General features: G+C 35.2%; 13 protein-coding genes and 1 CRISPR repeat array (1 of these 14 running past the window's edge). Of the genes, 6 read left to right on the top strand and 7 right to left on the bottom strand.

Translation table 11 applies throughout. The features are described 5' to 3' along the window. Positions 1-473: a CRISPR direct-repeat array (repeat unit 28 nt; unit sequence TTTCTAAATCATCTATGCGATGAGCAAC); it reaches 996 nt to the left of the window's first position. Between the two features lie 97 nt (positions 474-570). Genes cas1f through RFW85_RS06790 form a run of 5 tightly spaced genes read right to left on the bottom strand, consistent with a single transcriptional unit; the run spans position 571 to position 5285 of the window. Then, positions 571-1524 carry a type I-F CRISPR-associated endonuclease Cas1f gene (cas1f, locus tag RFW85_RS06810; protein ID WP_309171282.1) on the bottom strand — a complete coding sequence of 318 codons (954 nt, stop codon included), beginning with the start codon at positions 1522-1524 and terminating at the stop codon, positions 571-573. A gap of 11 nt (positions 1525-1535) precedes the next feature. Further along, on the bottom strand, positions 1536-2144 hold the full coding sequence (locus RFW85_RS06805) for a type I-F CRISPR-associated endoribonuclease Cas6/Csy4 (RefSeq protein WP_309171286.1): 609 nt from the start codon (positions 2142-2144) through the stop codon (positions 1536-1538). A gap of 2 nt (positions 2145-2146) precedes the next feature. Continuing rightward, a complete protein-coding gene (gene csy3, locus RFW85_RS06800; RefSeq protein ID WP_309171281.1) occupies positions 2147-3208 on the bottom strand; it encodes a type I-F CRISPR-associated protein Csy3 in 1062 nt (353 codons plus the stop codon). Between the two features lie 29 nt (positions 3209-3237). Next, the gene (gene csy2, locus RFW85_RS06795) at positions 3238-4122 is read right to left on the bottom strand and encodes a type I-F CRISPR-associated protein Csy2 (RefSeq protein ID WP_309171280.1); all 885 of its coding nucleotides are present in this window, start codon (positions 4120-4122) and stop codon (positions 3238-3240) included. Further along, positions 4119-5285 (bottom strand): hypothetical protein, encoded by a 1167-nt coding sequence (locus RFW85_RS06790; RefSeq protein ID WP_309171279.1) that lies wholly within the window; start codon positions 5283-5285, stop codon positions 4119-4121. Before RFW85_RS06790 ends, csy2 begins: the two co-directional genes overlap by 4 nt. A gap of 1210 nt (positions 5286-6495) precedes the next feature. On the opposite strand from RFW85_RS06790, the gene cas3f reads away from it, so the two are divergent. After that, positions 6496-9732, top strand: coding sequence for a type I-F CRISPR-associated helicase Cas3f (gene cas3f / locus RFW85_RS06785; RefSeq protein WP_309171278.1), 3237 nt, complete (start codon positions 6496-6498; stop codon positions 9730-9732). Between the two features lie 169 nt (positions 9733-9901). Continuing rightward, positions 9902-10306 (top strand): hypothetical protein, encoded by a 405-nt coding sequence (locus tag RFW85_RS06780; protein WP_309171277.1) that lies wholly within the window; start codon positions 9902-9904, stop codon positions 10304-10306. A 190-nt stretch (positions 10307-10496) separates the two neighbouring features. On the opposite strand, the gene RFW85_RS06775 is transcribed toward RFW85_RS06780, so the two are convergent. Together RFW85_RS06775 and RFW85_RS06770 are read right to left on the bottom strand one after the other, a co-directional pair. Then, positions 10497-11024: a hypothetical protein gene (locus RFW85_RS06775; protein ID WP_309171276.1), complete on the bottom strand. Its 528-nt coding sequence runs from the start codon at positions 11022-11024 to the stop codon at positions 10497-10499. A gap of 127 nt (positions 11025-11151) precedes the next feature. Beyond that, positions 11152-11640 carry a hypothetical protein gene (locus RFW85_RS06770; protein ID WP_309171275.1) on the bottom strand — a complete coding sequence of 163 codons (489 nt, stop codon included), beginning with the start codon at positions 11638-11640 and terminating at the stop codon, positions 11152-11154. A gap of 341 nt (positions 11641-11981) precedes the next feature. Here RFW85_RS06770 and RFW85_RS06765 point away from each other — a divergent pair, with 341 nt between their 5' ends. From RFW85_RS06765 to RFW85_RS06750, 4 genes are read left to right on the top strand one after another with little or no spacing between them, the layout of a single operon-like run. Next, entirely contained in the window at positions 11982-12410 is a 429-nt protein-coding gene (locus RFW85_RS06765) for a PAAR domain-containing protein (RefSeq protein ID WP_309171274.1), read from the top strand. Between the two features lie 17 nt (positions 12411-12427). Continuing rightward, positions 12428-12946, top strand: coding sequence for a PAAR domain-containing protein (locus tag RFW85_RS06760; RefSeq protein WP_309171273.1), 519 nt, complete (start codon positions 12428-12430; stop codon positions 12944-12946). 8 nt (positions 12947-12954) lie between these two features. Continuing rightward, the gene (locus RFW85_RS06755) at positions 12955-13611 is read left to right on the top strand and encodes a hypothetical protein (RefSeq protein ID WP_044101118.1); all 657 of its coding nucleotides are present in this window, start codon (positions 12955-12957) and stop codon (positions 13609-13611) included. 9 nt (positions 13612-13620) lie between these two features. Continuing rightward, the gene (locus RFW85_RS06750; RefSeq protein ID WP_044101117.1) at positions 13621-14049 is read left to right on the top strand and encodes a hypothetical protein; all 429 of its coding nucleotides are present in this window, start codon (positions 13621-13623) and stop codon (positions 14047-14049) included. The last annotated feature ends 105 nt before the right edge of the window (positions 14050-14154 follow it).

Here is a 14154-nt window from a genome sequence, read left to right as displayed (position 1 = left end):
GCTTGAATGCAATGAAGTACATCAATTTCTAAATCATCTATGCGATGAGCAACCATCTGTAAATAAAATCGAATTGAGAGGGAAATTTCTAAATCATCTATGCGATGAGCAACTTCTTTTTCTGCAAGTTGGTTGTTGTAAAGCTTTTCTAAATCATCTATGCGATGAGCAACCTCTGATTCATCCATTTCGGCAAGCAGTGCAATTTCTAAATCATCTATGCGATGAGCAACAATGGAGGGGAACACTTTGGAGAAAACCTGATTTTCTAAATCATCTATGCGATGAGCAACTTTACACTGACATTGACCACAAAGAGGGCGGTTTTCTAAATCATCTATGCGATGAGCAACATTTTCAGACTCAACTGTAACTTTCTCTTGTTTTTCTAAATCATCTATGCGATGAGCAACATATCCAGTCTCGTAAAGGACGGCCACAGTTCTTTCTAAATCATCTATGCGATGAGCAACTAGAGTTAAGTTAAAACAAAACTCTTAAAATCAATTATATAAGTTTTTAATGAGTGAAAATACTTCGTTATGAGGTACTTGGGTTAAATGAATGATTTTATTTAATTTTACTACATATGTCAGTAATGAAGCTAAACATGTAATCTAAAATATCTTGGTCTTGGCATGTTTCAATAAGCTGCATTCGGAATTCTTTTTGATTTAATCCTTTTGCTGCACATGTAAAAGCGATTGGCATAACAAAAGCATCTTTCACTAGATCAGCGAGGTCAAAGACTAGACCTCCACGACGTGTTTTACCGTGCAAAATAGGGAGGGCAAAGCTAATTCCCATTCCATTTAAAGCAACTGCCGCATAGCCATAGGCAATATAATTTCCATGATCGAGGTAGCTGTTGGCTATATCCGCAATAGTGTCGTGAGAATTTTTTCCTTCATCACGAATAAACTCGACTCCAAAGCCTTTAGCAAGTTGCTTGTATAATGTTTTGGCCCAACGTCCTTCGGCTGTAAGTAATTCTTGTTGATTTTCGGAGCGATCAATATCTTGTTTAAACGTGTTTAAAGCATTTTCATCAATATAAATACCAGATTGAATCAAATCAAAATTCTTCTTCCATGATTGTGAAACTAGAGCAATACGTTCAAGTAATAATATTTTTGCCATGAGTAAGCGTGCGTCATCTTCTAACCATGCTCTCATCCAAATTTGCATATATTCAGTGGGGCGATATTCACTTTGGGGTGCTAAAAATGTTAAGTCTAATGATGAAAATAAAGGGGAACCGCCAGAACCACAAAATCCAACCATGACATTAGATTCCGCTAAACGTCTGGCAGCCGCATCTGTTAATGAACTGCCTTTGCCAAGGAGTAAAAAGGCTGTGTTTTTCTCGGGAATATTATAAAAATATTCCACAGGTTGTGAGTTCTCCGTCAAGTAAACAATTCGATCATCTTTTAAAACGACACGAACTCTTTCTAGATAAAATACGCAGGCACGCTTTGAAAGCATAAGTGGACGGCTGCGTTCTTGACGGAGTTGACTCATATTATATTTCCTTAAAAGACAGGTAGGGCAAAAGGACTTTCCTTACGGGCAAGCCCATAGCTATCTGGCAGCCCGTATCCTGCGTTTTCACTCTCCTGAACATCAATAATGACTGTAAAACCATGACCTGTACTGCTGACCACCTGAAAGAAGGGCATTCCTTTGGCAGTTTTTAAGCGTCTATCTCTTAAAGGTTCATTTTGATGAGAAAGCTTTGTGCGTTCAGCTTTCTGGGTTGGAATACGAAACTTTCGATAACTTTTCCAACCAGAAATTTTGGCAGTAGGAACAGGAATTGCGGCACCTAAAACGGTATAGTCGCGAATTTTCCAGTGTCCTTTAATTGCCTCGATTAATTCATCTAACTCATCCTGTTTTTCTGCAAAAATTCGCAAAATATCAAAGTTAGGTTTAGCTGAACGACCATGTTTTTTTTCAAACAGTTCCTGCTTCGCTTTCAATTTATCGGATATCTCCAACGCAAGAGCGTAATGCGCAGGTAGTTTCCGAAATGCACCATGAATCACGGTGTAAATTTGATTACGAATATGACCAAGTTTTAAATCCGTATCATCTGATGATTCAATAATACGGATATCCAGATAGTAATTGGCATCCATCATTATTCACCCTCGGAGTACACGCCACCACGAATTAAACATGCAATCAGGAACATACCTTTTTCGCTGTTTACATCTAGTTCATCAATTTCTTTTAAAATATCGAATGCAGAAACTTTATCTTTACCCACGCGATAGAAAATCTGTCCTTCTAGGTTTGCACCGTTAGGCTCTACTGCAATTGGTTTATTATCGTTTGTTTCAAAATCAGGATACCAAGTATCAATTGTTCTTAGAGCATTTCCGATTTTTTGGTCACGTAAAGCAGCTTGGCCTAGATATTGGTTGTCATTTGCTTTGTGGTCTGGCTTTTTGGGTGTTAATTGATATAGAGATCGAGAGAAACCTTTTGGTTTATCTTCTAAGTAATTCTGAGATGGGAAAACTTCTACACCGCCCATTCCGAAGTCAACAATAGCTTCAATATGCAATGCAGCACTTGTTGATTCACCAGTAATTCCTTTTAACAAAATGTCTGCTAGTTTTTGTTCTTGTTCAGACGGTTGATCAAAACTTTTAAGGTTATAAGAAAGGGCATCAAAGCTAAATGTTTCAGGGTAGTCTTGAGCAGCCACTTGAATGGTAATACTTTCAGCGACAATGCGGTTACGCCATAACCAGCGGCCATTCACGATATTACGTACATAACGACGTACAACTTCTTTTAGTCCATCACTTTCTTTAGCGCGATTTACAAAATTTAAGAAAGCTTGGCGGAAATTATATTCTTCGGTTTTGTCAGCACCAGCTTTAGACGCACTTGCAAATAGTACATAGCTCAAGTCAATAAAACGGAAATCCCATTTCACCAAAAGTTTGGCTTTAGGTTGTAATTTTGCAGATTCGGTAAGCTGAATATTTGTGACTTCACGAGCAAGTGAATTACCTGTTGCAGCCCCTTTTTCTTTGTTACCCGCTACGTTTTGAGTCCCTCGAATTCCGTGATACATCACATGTAACGGTTCTTGTTTGCCATCTTCAAATAAATTAAAAAAAGCCCCATCACTTACCACTGTGCCGCGTTGTAAAGAAAGGCTACCCGGTAATTTCTTAAAAATTGTCATGTGAAAAATTCCTTATGATTAAAAGTTAGTTATGCATTGATGCAATTTTGTTTTAAAAGAAAAATGTCATCTTGCGGCCAGTGGTAGGTCCACAATAATTTTTGCAAGTTATGCCAAGTGTCATCCTCAGCCTCAGTATTTTTCCTTAGAATCTCGCCTAAAGAAAAATACTGAACAATGCCTGTAAGAGGTTCTGCATAGGCATGTGCTGTAGTTTCCTGATCTTGTGCTTGACGAATACCTGTTCGTTGGTCTGTGAGTGGCTCAAGTAGGGCGTAACCCAAATTAGTTGCCGATATCCAACTTAAATTTTGATCATTAAAGAAAGCTCTAAGTGCATCTGCTTTTAATGCCAACAGTTGGGTAAATGCCTGAACTCGATTAATTTGTTTACGCTGCTGATATTCAATAAGCAAATCTTGTCGGTCTAAAATGGCAAATCCAGTTTTGATTTTCTTTAGGGCTGCTTCTAATTCATTTTCAGCATGCGTCGTAATTTCTAAAAACTCGATAATTTGTCCACCAGCAAAACGACTACGTTTCAGTATATTTGTTATTTTTTCTGGACTAATACGAGAGCTAGAAAATTTGATAACAAGGCTAAACTCTAAGTGACAAGATGCGGTGGGTTGTAAAGACAACGCATATTTATTTTTAGAAGAATAGTCCTTTTTACCAATAAACACGGCACCACGACGTTGAGCAGGCGTAAAGCGCCCATAGGCTTGCCCACCTAAACGTTGTTGGTCATGATGAATATAAATAATGCCTTCTTCTTGAGTGTCTAATTGTCTTGCTAAATGATGTGCAAACATATTGGCTGCAAACAAAGGTACACCACCTAATAAGAAGCCATTGGTTTGCATATTTGCATTTTGTACTCGCATACGAGGAATAACGACATAACGACTCATCGAACAATCTCCCGTAAGCGGCGGGCGATATAACCTTCTGAATTGCTATCTAGGCTAATCGTTACAGTTTCATTATTTATTTCTATATCAAAGGTTTCATTGGTGATTTTTCTAGCCAGATAATCTGAGAACTTTATTCTCCAGCTATCATCTCTTAGCTCTGGATCAATCAAACCTTGTAAAACAAACGAAAGGCTCGGATGAACCCAAAATGAAGGGCGCTCAATCTCTTCCATACTTGGTAGAATTGCTTCAGCTTCTTCTAAAATATTTTTTTGGAAAGTCGCTTGTCTTAATACATCTTTAGCAAGGATATTCAGGAAAATAACTTCCTGATCTCGAACATCCCGATTAGTAGAAGGAGCGAAAATCTCGAGGTCATGCCAATTTTGAATGGTATTCGTCGCGGTGATAATAAGTTGGCGATTTAAAATTTCTGACCACTCTTTAATCGCGTCTTTTGCTCGTTTAGTTCCATTAAGCAGTTTTATCTTGCGGGATAGTCGTATCGTAAATCCGTTATAGAAAATAGCTAATGCTTGGCGTACTTTTTCACTTGCTTGAGGAGCATCAACTGTAATAGGGCGTTGCATTGAACGCACGAGGCTTCCGACATTTTGTGGATTGGCTCCACCTATACCAAAAACAGCAGTTTGAATGCGGTTAAATTCACTGTCTTTTTCTTTGCGTAATTCATTTACAGCATCAACTTCTTGGTTCACAAGATAATTTACACCAGCAGCAGTAAGTGGACTAACTGAAACGTATTCATCATTTTTTGGAATTAAAAGCTGGCGCATACGTATATCAATGTTTTCTGTACCTGCTTGATACGGTTCATTAAAAACAGATGAAATGGATGGCTTGAGCTGTTCCACTTGTTGTTGAAACTCAGCGTCTTCTGAATTTGTATCATTATCAGTCATGGCTGCTTTTACGACTTTAAAAATAGAAGCCGTTTTACCTGCATTTGCCTGATAATCGGTTGGAATAAGGAAGTCTTCATTTAATAAAGTTCGAGCACTAAGATAGGGTAAATCAAGTGCTTGTTGTTTACTTAAACGAATCCCACCTTTTTCAATATTGGAATTAATCGTCTTTAAGCTAAAGTGTACCGATTCTTCTAAAGCGTTTATAAAAATATCAGTTTGTGGTTCAGGCATTATCTTCCCCGTTTTTGTTATCTAGCCAATTTTTAACACATTATTTGAAAAATGAAAGTGTTGAAGGTGAGAGCTGCGACAAATTAAGTCGTAAAGACAATTGGATGAAAATATTATATGCTTCATAAATTTAGCCTAAGACGATTAGGTTATATTTTTGAAAATTAGAAAAATTAATATAATTCAATGGATTGTATTGTTGTTCTATTTTGAAGATTTTTGATTCATTAAAACTTTATGTTATTGTTTTTAAGAGTTTTGTTTTTACTTAGTTCTAGGTTTTTCATCGTATAGATGATTTAGAAAAGCAGATCGCATCATGCTCATGGCAAAAGCTGGTTTTTCATCGTATAGATGATTTAGAAACGATTCAAAGTGTCTAGACTACGCCTTGAGACGTTTTTCATCGTATAGATGATTTAGAAATTCACCTTTTGCTCGTACTACCTTTGAATTTAGTTGTTCATCGCCTAGATGATTTAGTAAACATGGGAGCTTTGATCTAGGTAAGTCATTAAGTTGTTCATCGCTTAGATGATTTAGAAAATGACAATAGAAAATTTTTTTTGGATTTCACGGTTATTCCTCGCATAGATGATTTAGAAATCCATCCCACGGGGAACAAACATTCCGTGACAGTTGTTCATCGCCCAGATGATTTAGCAAATTATTTAACCTGTATGCCGTCTAGGTTGATTGTTATTCATCGCCTAGATGATTTAGAAAAAGAACCAGCTATACCACCAATCAAAGTACCAGTTATTCATTGCATAGATGATTTAGAAATTGTTATATACCTGGTCGAACTTGGTCAATGTATTATTCATCGCATAGATGATTTAGAAAAGGAACATTGGCGTAATGAAGCCAGATTGTTGGTTATTCACCGCATAGATGATTTAGAAATAAAGAATTTAACGTTTTCGTCAAATGGGTTTGTTATTCATCGCATAGATGATTTAGAAAATTCGTTTCTGACTGATAATAATGTCGGCTGCGTTTCTTATCGCCCAGATGATTTAGAAAAGCTTGATTTGTTTCTGCTACTGGTAAGCCCCATTGCTCATCGCATAGATGATTTAAAAGAGTTCCTTTCAAAATTTAAGACGACGTATTTTGTCGTTAAAAGGTTGTATTAAGCTGATAAAAACTTTCTCTTTTTAAAACAAAAGATTATATTTTTATTACATTCAAACTTTAACAATAAACTATGCATGTCATTCTCATCTCTGCTTGTGAAAAAAGAGCTTTAAAGAAAACTCGAGCGATTTTGGATAGCTATGCTATTCGTACAGGACATTCGTCTTGGCAAGCACCAATGACAATGGACGGCTTAAAAGAAATTCGTAGTGCATTAAAAAAAGTAGCCACTCGACAAACTGCGGTAGCCGCTTACATTAATTTTGGTGTACGAAGAATGAAGTTGGCATGGGTTGTAGGAGCAAAACATAAATTTGCGCACGACGGTGCATATCCAGTTGCATCGACCAAGAAACAGCAAAAACTACTGATGCTAGATGAATGGGTCAAAGCAAGTAGCTTGTTGGCAGGTGCAGCAGGGGACATGCATGATATTGGTAAGGCCTCACAACATTTTCAGAACAAATTAAGTCCAGAAATGGCAGGGCAAAAAATTAGAGATGACATTCGACATGAGTGGCTGTCTTTAAAACTATTACAACAACTCCGAAAAAATGGATGGGACTGGCAACTTGCTTGGAAAAATTTAGGTAAAGGTTTAGAGAAATTTACTTTAGGTGATCGACAAGAAATTGAACAGGGAATCCAAAACGAATTAGAAGCAGTCGATTATTTAGTTGTGACACATCATGGTTTATTAGGAGTTGAAGAAACTTTAAAAAATGATCCATTAGCCTTACCTCACTATGAAAATCATGTCCGTACATTAGTTCCAAGCCGTGAACAAATGAGCTGTGCTGGTGAATTGCCAGACTCTATTTTTAAAAGCCATCAAAAACGTATGCAGCGTTTAACTGCATTAATACCACAACAAAAAACAGACCAGCTTTTATATTGGAAGGCTTTAGCACTACATTCACGAGCAGCACTCATTCATGCCGATCATATTATCTCGGCCCAGCAATATTCTTTGCAAAAGCCTGAAAATGTATCGTTATTTGCAAATACAAAGCTTAAAAATATAGGCCCAGACAAAAAAGCCAAATTACAAGACCAGCCACTAGAATGGCATTTACACCAAGTCGGAGATCGGGCTTCACGCATCGCAGTTCAAATGATGACTGATTTGAGTTTATCTGGCCTATCTGAACAAACGGTTGAATACATTTGCCAGCCAACAACTCACCCACGTTTCCAATGGCAAAATATCGCAGCAAATGCATTGCAAAAAAATATACAGAAGCACCCTGAAACACCCGCATTGGTATTCAATATTGCAGGGACGGGAAGTGGTAAAACACGCATGAATTTGCGAGCTGCGTGTACTTTACGTCCAGATGACCCAAGAATAGCGATTGCGCTTAATTTGCGTTCTCTAACTTTACAGACTGGGCATGCACTTAAAACATCAATGAATTTATCTGAAGATGAAATCGCCGTTATTATTGGGGACACTGTTACCCAGACCTTATTCGATCAAAGTAAAGAGAAAATTGAGTTTGTTGATGAAGATGAAAATCATCCTGAGCCTATTTTTGATGCTTGGGGGGAGGACTGTGATTTACCTGAATGGTTACATCCATTATTTACGGTTGAAAAAAATGGACGTAAAGTTTTAGATCAAAAGGAAACTACCATCCTTGCTTCGCCATTATTAGTTTCAACCATTGATTATCTGATAGCAGCAGGTGAACCCCATAGACAAGGACATCACGTTAAAGCATTACTCAGAGTGAAGAGTAGTGATTTGATTTTAGATGAAGTTGATGGCTATGAACCTAAGGCATTGATTGCTGTTTTACGTTTAGTTCAGTTAGCTGCAATGTATGGTCGAAATGTTATTTGTTCGTCTGCAACCTTATCACTTACTGTTGCCAAAACAATTCATCGGGCTTTTGAGTCGGGTATGCAAATGCGGGCAGCCCTTTATGGTACCGAGAAAAAATCAATCATTGCGATTATTGATAATGAGCTTAAACCACAGGTCTGGTTAGAACGATCAAATCAAAAATCAGAATTTAATACAAACTACCAAAAGCATTTAGATAATTTACAAGTTCACTTGCTCTCGAAGCCTACTCATCGACTGGCTCAGTTGCTTTCGTTACCTGAAACTACAGTTTTATCGTGGAAACAGTCGGTATTGGAAGGAGTAAAGCAACTTCATCAAGCGCATGCATGGAATTTTAAAAAGACCGAAAAGAAAATTTCTTTGGGGCTTATACGGGTTGCCAATATTAAACATGCAATTCGACTTGCCCAATTTTTATCAGATCATTTACCTGAGGCAAATGTTGCTTGTTATCATGCAAACGACTGGCTTATTTCAAGATTTTATAAAGAGCAACGTTTAGATCAGCTTTTAACACGTCATAAAGACGGTAAAAAAAGAAAAACTGGTAATGAGCAGATCGAACAAGATGATGAAATCATTGACCTCATTCAAAAATCTAATTCTCTAAATATTCCATTTATTGTGATTGCAACACCAGTGGAAGAAGTTGGACGAGATCATGATTTTGATTGGGCTATCATTGATGCATCAAGTGTACAATCAATTGTACAAACAGCGGGTCGTGTTAATCGTCATAGGTTAGAAAAAGTACAGCAACCCAATATTATGATTCCACAGTGGAATTATCGTTATTGTGAACGACGCGATATTGAAAAACTTAAGCAACAAAGTAAACAGCGTCGCCCTGTATTTGTATACCCTGGCTATGAAGGGTATGGTTTATCTGTAACATCAACTTATTCATCTCAAGACTTAAGCGAGCTTTTGCCGTGGGATCATCAATCTCAATTAGTCATTAATGCCCGATTGCGTTTTGATCAAGTAAATTGTTTATTTGCAAAACATGATGACCAACAAATAGGAAGTTTTTGCCAAAATTATTTTAATGATCAAGGGGAGCAGTTATTTTCTCGGTCGGATGTAGATGCAAGTATCATGACAGAGAATATTTATAATTTAACGCCTTTACGTGAACGTAACTATCAAGAAACCTATAGGTTTGAGTGGGCTGAGAGCTTGATTGTGAAAAAGCAAGTTTATGGTTTTGATGAAAAAGCGACTAAAACTTTAAAATATCCAAAATATGGTTTGGTGTGGGATCAAGTGAAGTTCGAAGAAATTCCTGCTAAACCACAAGCATGGTTAGCTCTCGATCCACAACAAATGAAAGATTACTGTTATGAGTACCAAATTGCCAATGAGCAAGGCTGCCGTATATCTTTAACACCTTACAATAGAGATGAAGTGCCTACTTGGTCTTATGATTATGGCTTTGGCGTGATGCAAAAATAGATTACTAAAAATAAGGTTCTCGTACGCAACAGAAGCTTAATTTTTATATCGACTTAGAGTAGCCTTCCATCGCAGCTAATTTTATTTTTATAGTATCGCTGTTTCTTCATTAGAATTTTGTCTCTTGATTCGTTAGAAATACCTCAAAATAATATTTAGGTTAAGTGAAATGACTTTTTTATCCTGTAAAGAAATTGATGAGCTCATGACAGAGCTAGGGTATAAACAAACTAATACTCGTAAATATGCTCATGAATTTAAATTAAAAAATGGTCAATATGTTTATGTTAAGCAATTGAAAGATAATCAAAAAAAGGAAAAACAACCTTCGAGACTTATGATTCATCCATCTTTTCGGAAATTTAAAGAAGTTTTAAGAAAGCTAGAGAAAGTTGAGTTTAGTTTTGAAGAAAAAGGAAATATGAATACAGCATTTGCTCGTTTTCCACAGTCTAGTGAGTCTGAGTGCGCCAAGAATCCTACACGGTATGGGATAGGAGTTAACTTTAAAGATAAATTAGCATTAATTAATTTTCTAAAATTTATAGAAAGTAATAAGTACAAAGAGCTCTAATGAGCTCTTTTTTATTTAATTAGATATCAGTTCTTGAATAGTGAATCTTTCAATTGCTTCAGCTTCTATAAATATAATTTGTTAATTAAGAAAAACTCTTTAAACATTTGAATCCCCCAAGGCCCCTGTGCCACAACAGAACTTTAATTCTCTCTAGAAAAAGCCCTGAATAATCAGGGCTTTTTCTAGCTTAGATCAATTTTTTACATTCAATATCATTTAACGGCGAATCAGTTTTCATAATGATTTTTTCAATTTTGGGTTGAAGTATCAGAGCCTCTTTTGAAAGTTCTTTAGCTTTAGCTGATATCTTACTTCCGCTTTTTTCTTTAAGTTTTATATATTTTTCAATGTATTTATTACTTACACATAATGAATCTAAAGCATCAATTGACATCTTACTTTTTTGACCCGAAGCCATTAAATCTAGATCATCATTAAGCTTTATGTCTAAAGAATCGTAAGTTGTATTGACTGCATACATTAAAAAAGTGGCATAACTTAGCAACTGATCATTAGTTTGAGTTACCTTGGTAGCTTCATTGTATGCTGCTTTATACAGAAACTTTGTGTAGTAAAGCTGATTAAACTGGGCATAGAGTGATGCTTCATATGCTTGGGTTATATCAGCTTCAGTAATTCCATGTTTCTGAGTGCGGACTTGGCTACACGCTACCGTTAGAAGAGACAATAAAATAATACAAAGTTTAGATTTCACAAGTAATTAACCATTTCTTATTCAGACAGGAATAACTAGATTTAGCTATAACTAATTTATAAAATTAGCTATTAAAAGCTCCTTTTAATTGGAGCTTTATATAGTAATATTTAATTAATATTTTCAGCTACTTACAAATTTTTTGAAAAGTTACTAGAGATTTGTCTTTGCTATCTCTTAGCTTGATAATTTCATTTCTTGCTTCGTATAGTTGCTTAACACTTTTCTTGGTGTCTTCGGTGATATTGGCTTTATATCGCTCATCCATATTATTTATATAGTTTTGCATGTAGACGGTCAGCCAACAGACATCGTTGAGATCGGTATAGTCAAACTTATTTTTATCTAAGCCAGTTAACCAATTACCATACTCATCATTCAGTAGACTTTGTGCAGTTCTTACTTTTACAAAAGTATTTTTGAAAATGATCTCTTTTAGAGCTGGTTCTTGTTTTACGTCTTTATTGGCTTCCAAAATCAACTTTCTATTATCTGTAACGTAATTCTTGAAGTCCTTTTGAATAAATGTATCTACATCCTCTTTTTCAGATGCTTTACATCCATTGAAGCCAACCAAAAGAAGCTGTGCTAAAAATATTAATATCGTTTTCTTCATATTATTACTCGTGACTAGAAACTACTGAGCGGCGGTGTATATTGATATTGTCGTATAAACTGCGATACGGTAGCACTATCATACGGATAATTAAATACTTTTTTATATATCCTCATTAATAGGTATGGTCGATTATTAACATGAATAGGCTAAACTAATTAAAAGATATCTCTTAAAAGAGGAGTCTTTCATAAAGAAATTTTCTATTGACATAAAGATGAATTACTCTGAAATTTTAAATAACTTTCTAAGATATTAACCCTATATGGTTACATATAACTTATTTTTTAGTTTAAGTAAGTTTTGATATTATTGTATTGAAAATTAGAGCAGGAACTATAATGACAAGTCCTATTTTTTTACAAGACCTTCCTATTGAACAATTAGAAAAGCTTTCAAAAAATGATATTCAAAAGATTTCTAATGCTGAAAAACTCTATTGGGATAATAAACCTCATATTATTTACTACGTGGCTGTACATGGCGCTAAATCTCAGAATGGTGGTTTAGTTAATGCCTCTTCTAATAATGGGAAAATTAAAGGATTATCTATTGCCCGTGTTGGTGATGAAGTTATTTATGCAGATGGCACAACCTCCAAAATCATCTCTGGTGCTGGTACAGCATGTATTGTTGATGGGTCACCAGTAGCTCTAGTGGGCAGTCGATTAGAAAATGGGGATGAAATTATTGAGAGCCCGAATACTACTATTGCGATTAGAATTTACAAAGATCAGGCCTTACCTCAAAACTTTTTGAGTCATGACTAATTTTTAAGGGGTAGGCTATGGCGAAAGGTTTTGCGATTCACAACGCTATTACTGATCATGGTGGAGTTGTTCCATCTACACAATCGAGAAGTTCTCAGATGGGAAACTTGTTTGTTAGAGCTGGTGATGGTCATATGTGCCCTAAATGCAGGTGCTGGTCTATAGTTATTAAAAGTCATGACCATGTGATTTTTGATGGTAAACCAGTGGCATATGTGGGTGATAAGCTATCATGTGGTGCAACGATTCAACCACAACAGTCTCATGTTGTAGGGGAAAGTGGTAGTCCTTATTCTGGAAAGGATAGTAATCCTCAAAGCCAAAAATATGATGAACAATTGAAAATTACTTTTAATGATGAAACAGATGAATTACTTAAATACTTTGATTGTCGAGTCAAAATTGGCGAAAATTTCAGAAATGCAAACTTAGATATCACTGGTAAAACAAATAGGTTTTACACTGAAGGAAAAGAACCTATTACTGAAATTGGGTTAACACTAAAAGATAATATTATTTACTTTGATGAACTGTAGGAGGGTTTATGGGATTATATGAACAAAAGAAAACATTATCTGATATTTTTACAAATACAAAAAAAGGAAGTATTCAAGAAGTAAAACTCAGCTTACCCAATCGTCCCCTTACTTCTGGTGAGGTGAAACTTGTACAATCAGTATATAAAAATAGTATTGATTGCTCTAAAATTAAAATATATTTAGGTAGTTATTTTCCGTTTGATGCACAAGATGTTGATACTTTAGTGACACCTAATGGTAATGTTTATGTAATGCAAAAATTATATAAAAGTGATTATAGTACTGAAACAGATGATTTTAAAAAAATTTTTCTTCATGAAATGGGTCATGTTTGGCAACACCAAAAAAAGTTAAAAGTATTAATTCATGCGGGAGCAGTTCAAGCATGTGCCAGATTAAAGAGTACCAATCCTAATGATTACAATATCTTCGAAACAAAAAAATATCCTTCGAAAATAATGCCTAACTTAGTTGAGACACTTCCGAAAAAATTTGTTGATTATAACTTAGAACAGCAAGCTGAAATGGTCTCCGATTATTGGGCTATTCAGCATGGTGGAATGGGTTTATTAAGCAAGAATAATAAAGCTAACATTAAAAACCATAATTTAACGCAAGTTATAGAGCTTTATAAAACAAAAATTGAGGAAGCTTTAAGCTAGGATATAAATATGGATATTATAAATAGTATTAAGTTGATTTTTATTTCATCTTTAATTTTACTCAGCTCAGGATGTTCTATCTTAAAAAGTGAACCTCAACTAACTGGTTCAATTGAGTCAAAAAATCTACTATTCAGTTTCAAAAATAAAGATATAGTTATTTTAGCCTATCAAGTTAATAGTTTAGAAGAGTTTGAGAAAGATGGTTTAACTTATAAAAATATTCTTAAATATCAAAATTATGAAGGTTTTAAGGAAATCTCAATTGAAGATTATAAAAAGAAAAATATTCTAGATAATCATGCCTATTATTTAATAGTGACAAAAGAAGGAACAGTCTTACAAACCTTTGGGTTTTGTATTAAAGATAAAACTGTCTATCTTCAAGAGGACAAAAAGGATGATCAAGGTTTTACAAACAAATGCCACAATTTATAAAGATATTTTCTAGTTCATCAAATACTCTTTTATCTTTTTTGAAGATTCTAAGTTTCAGTGTTTTTAAAATTTATTTTCTATCATTTCAAGAGAAGTAAGTAAGAA

The organism is Acinetobacter sp. 12966, assembly GCF_031196995.1.
GTDB lineage: Bacteria > Pseudomonadota > Gammaproteobacteria > Pseudomonadales > Moraxellaceae > Acinetobacter > Acinetobacter geminorum.
Note: the sequence above shows the minus strand (reverse complement) of the source record. Positions and strands in the feature narration are given on the sequence as shown.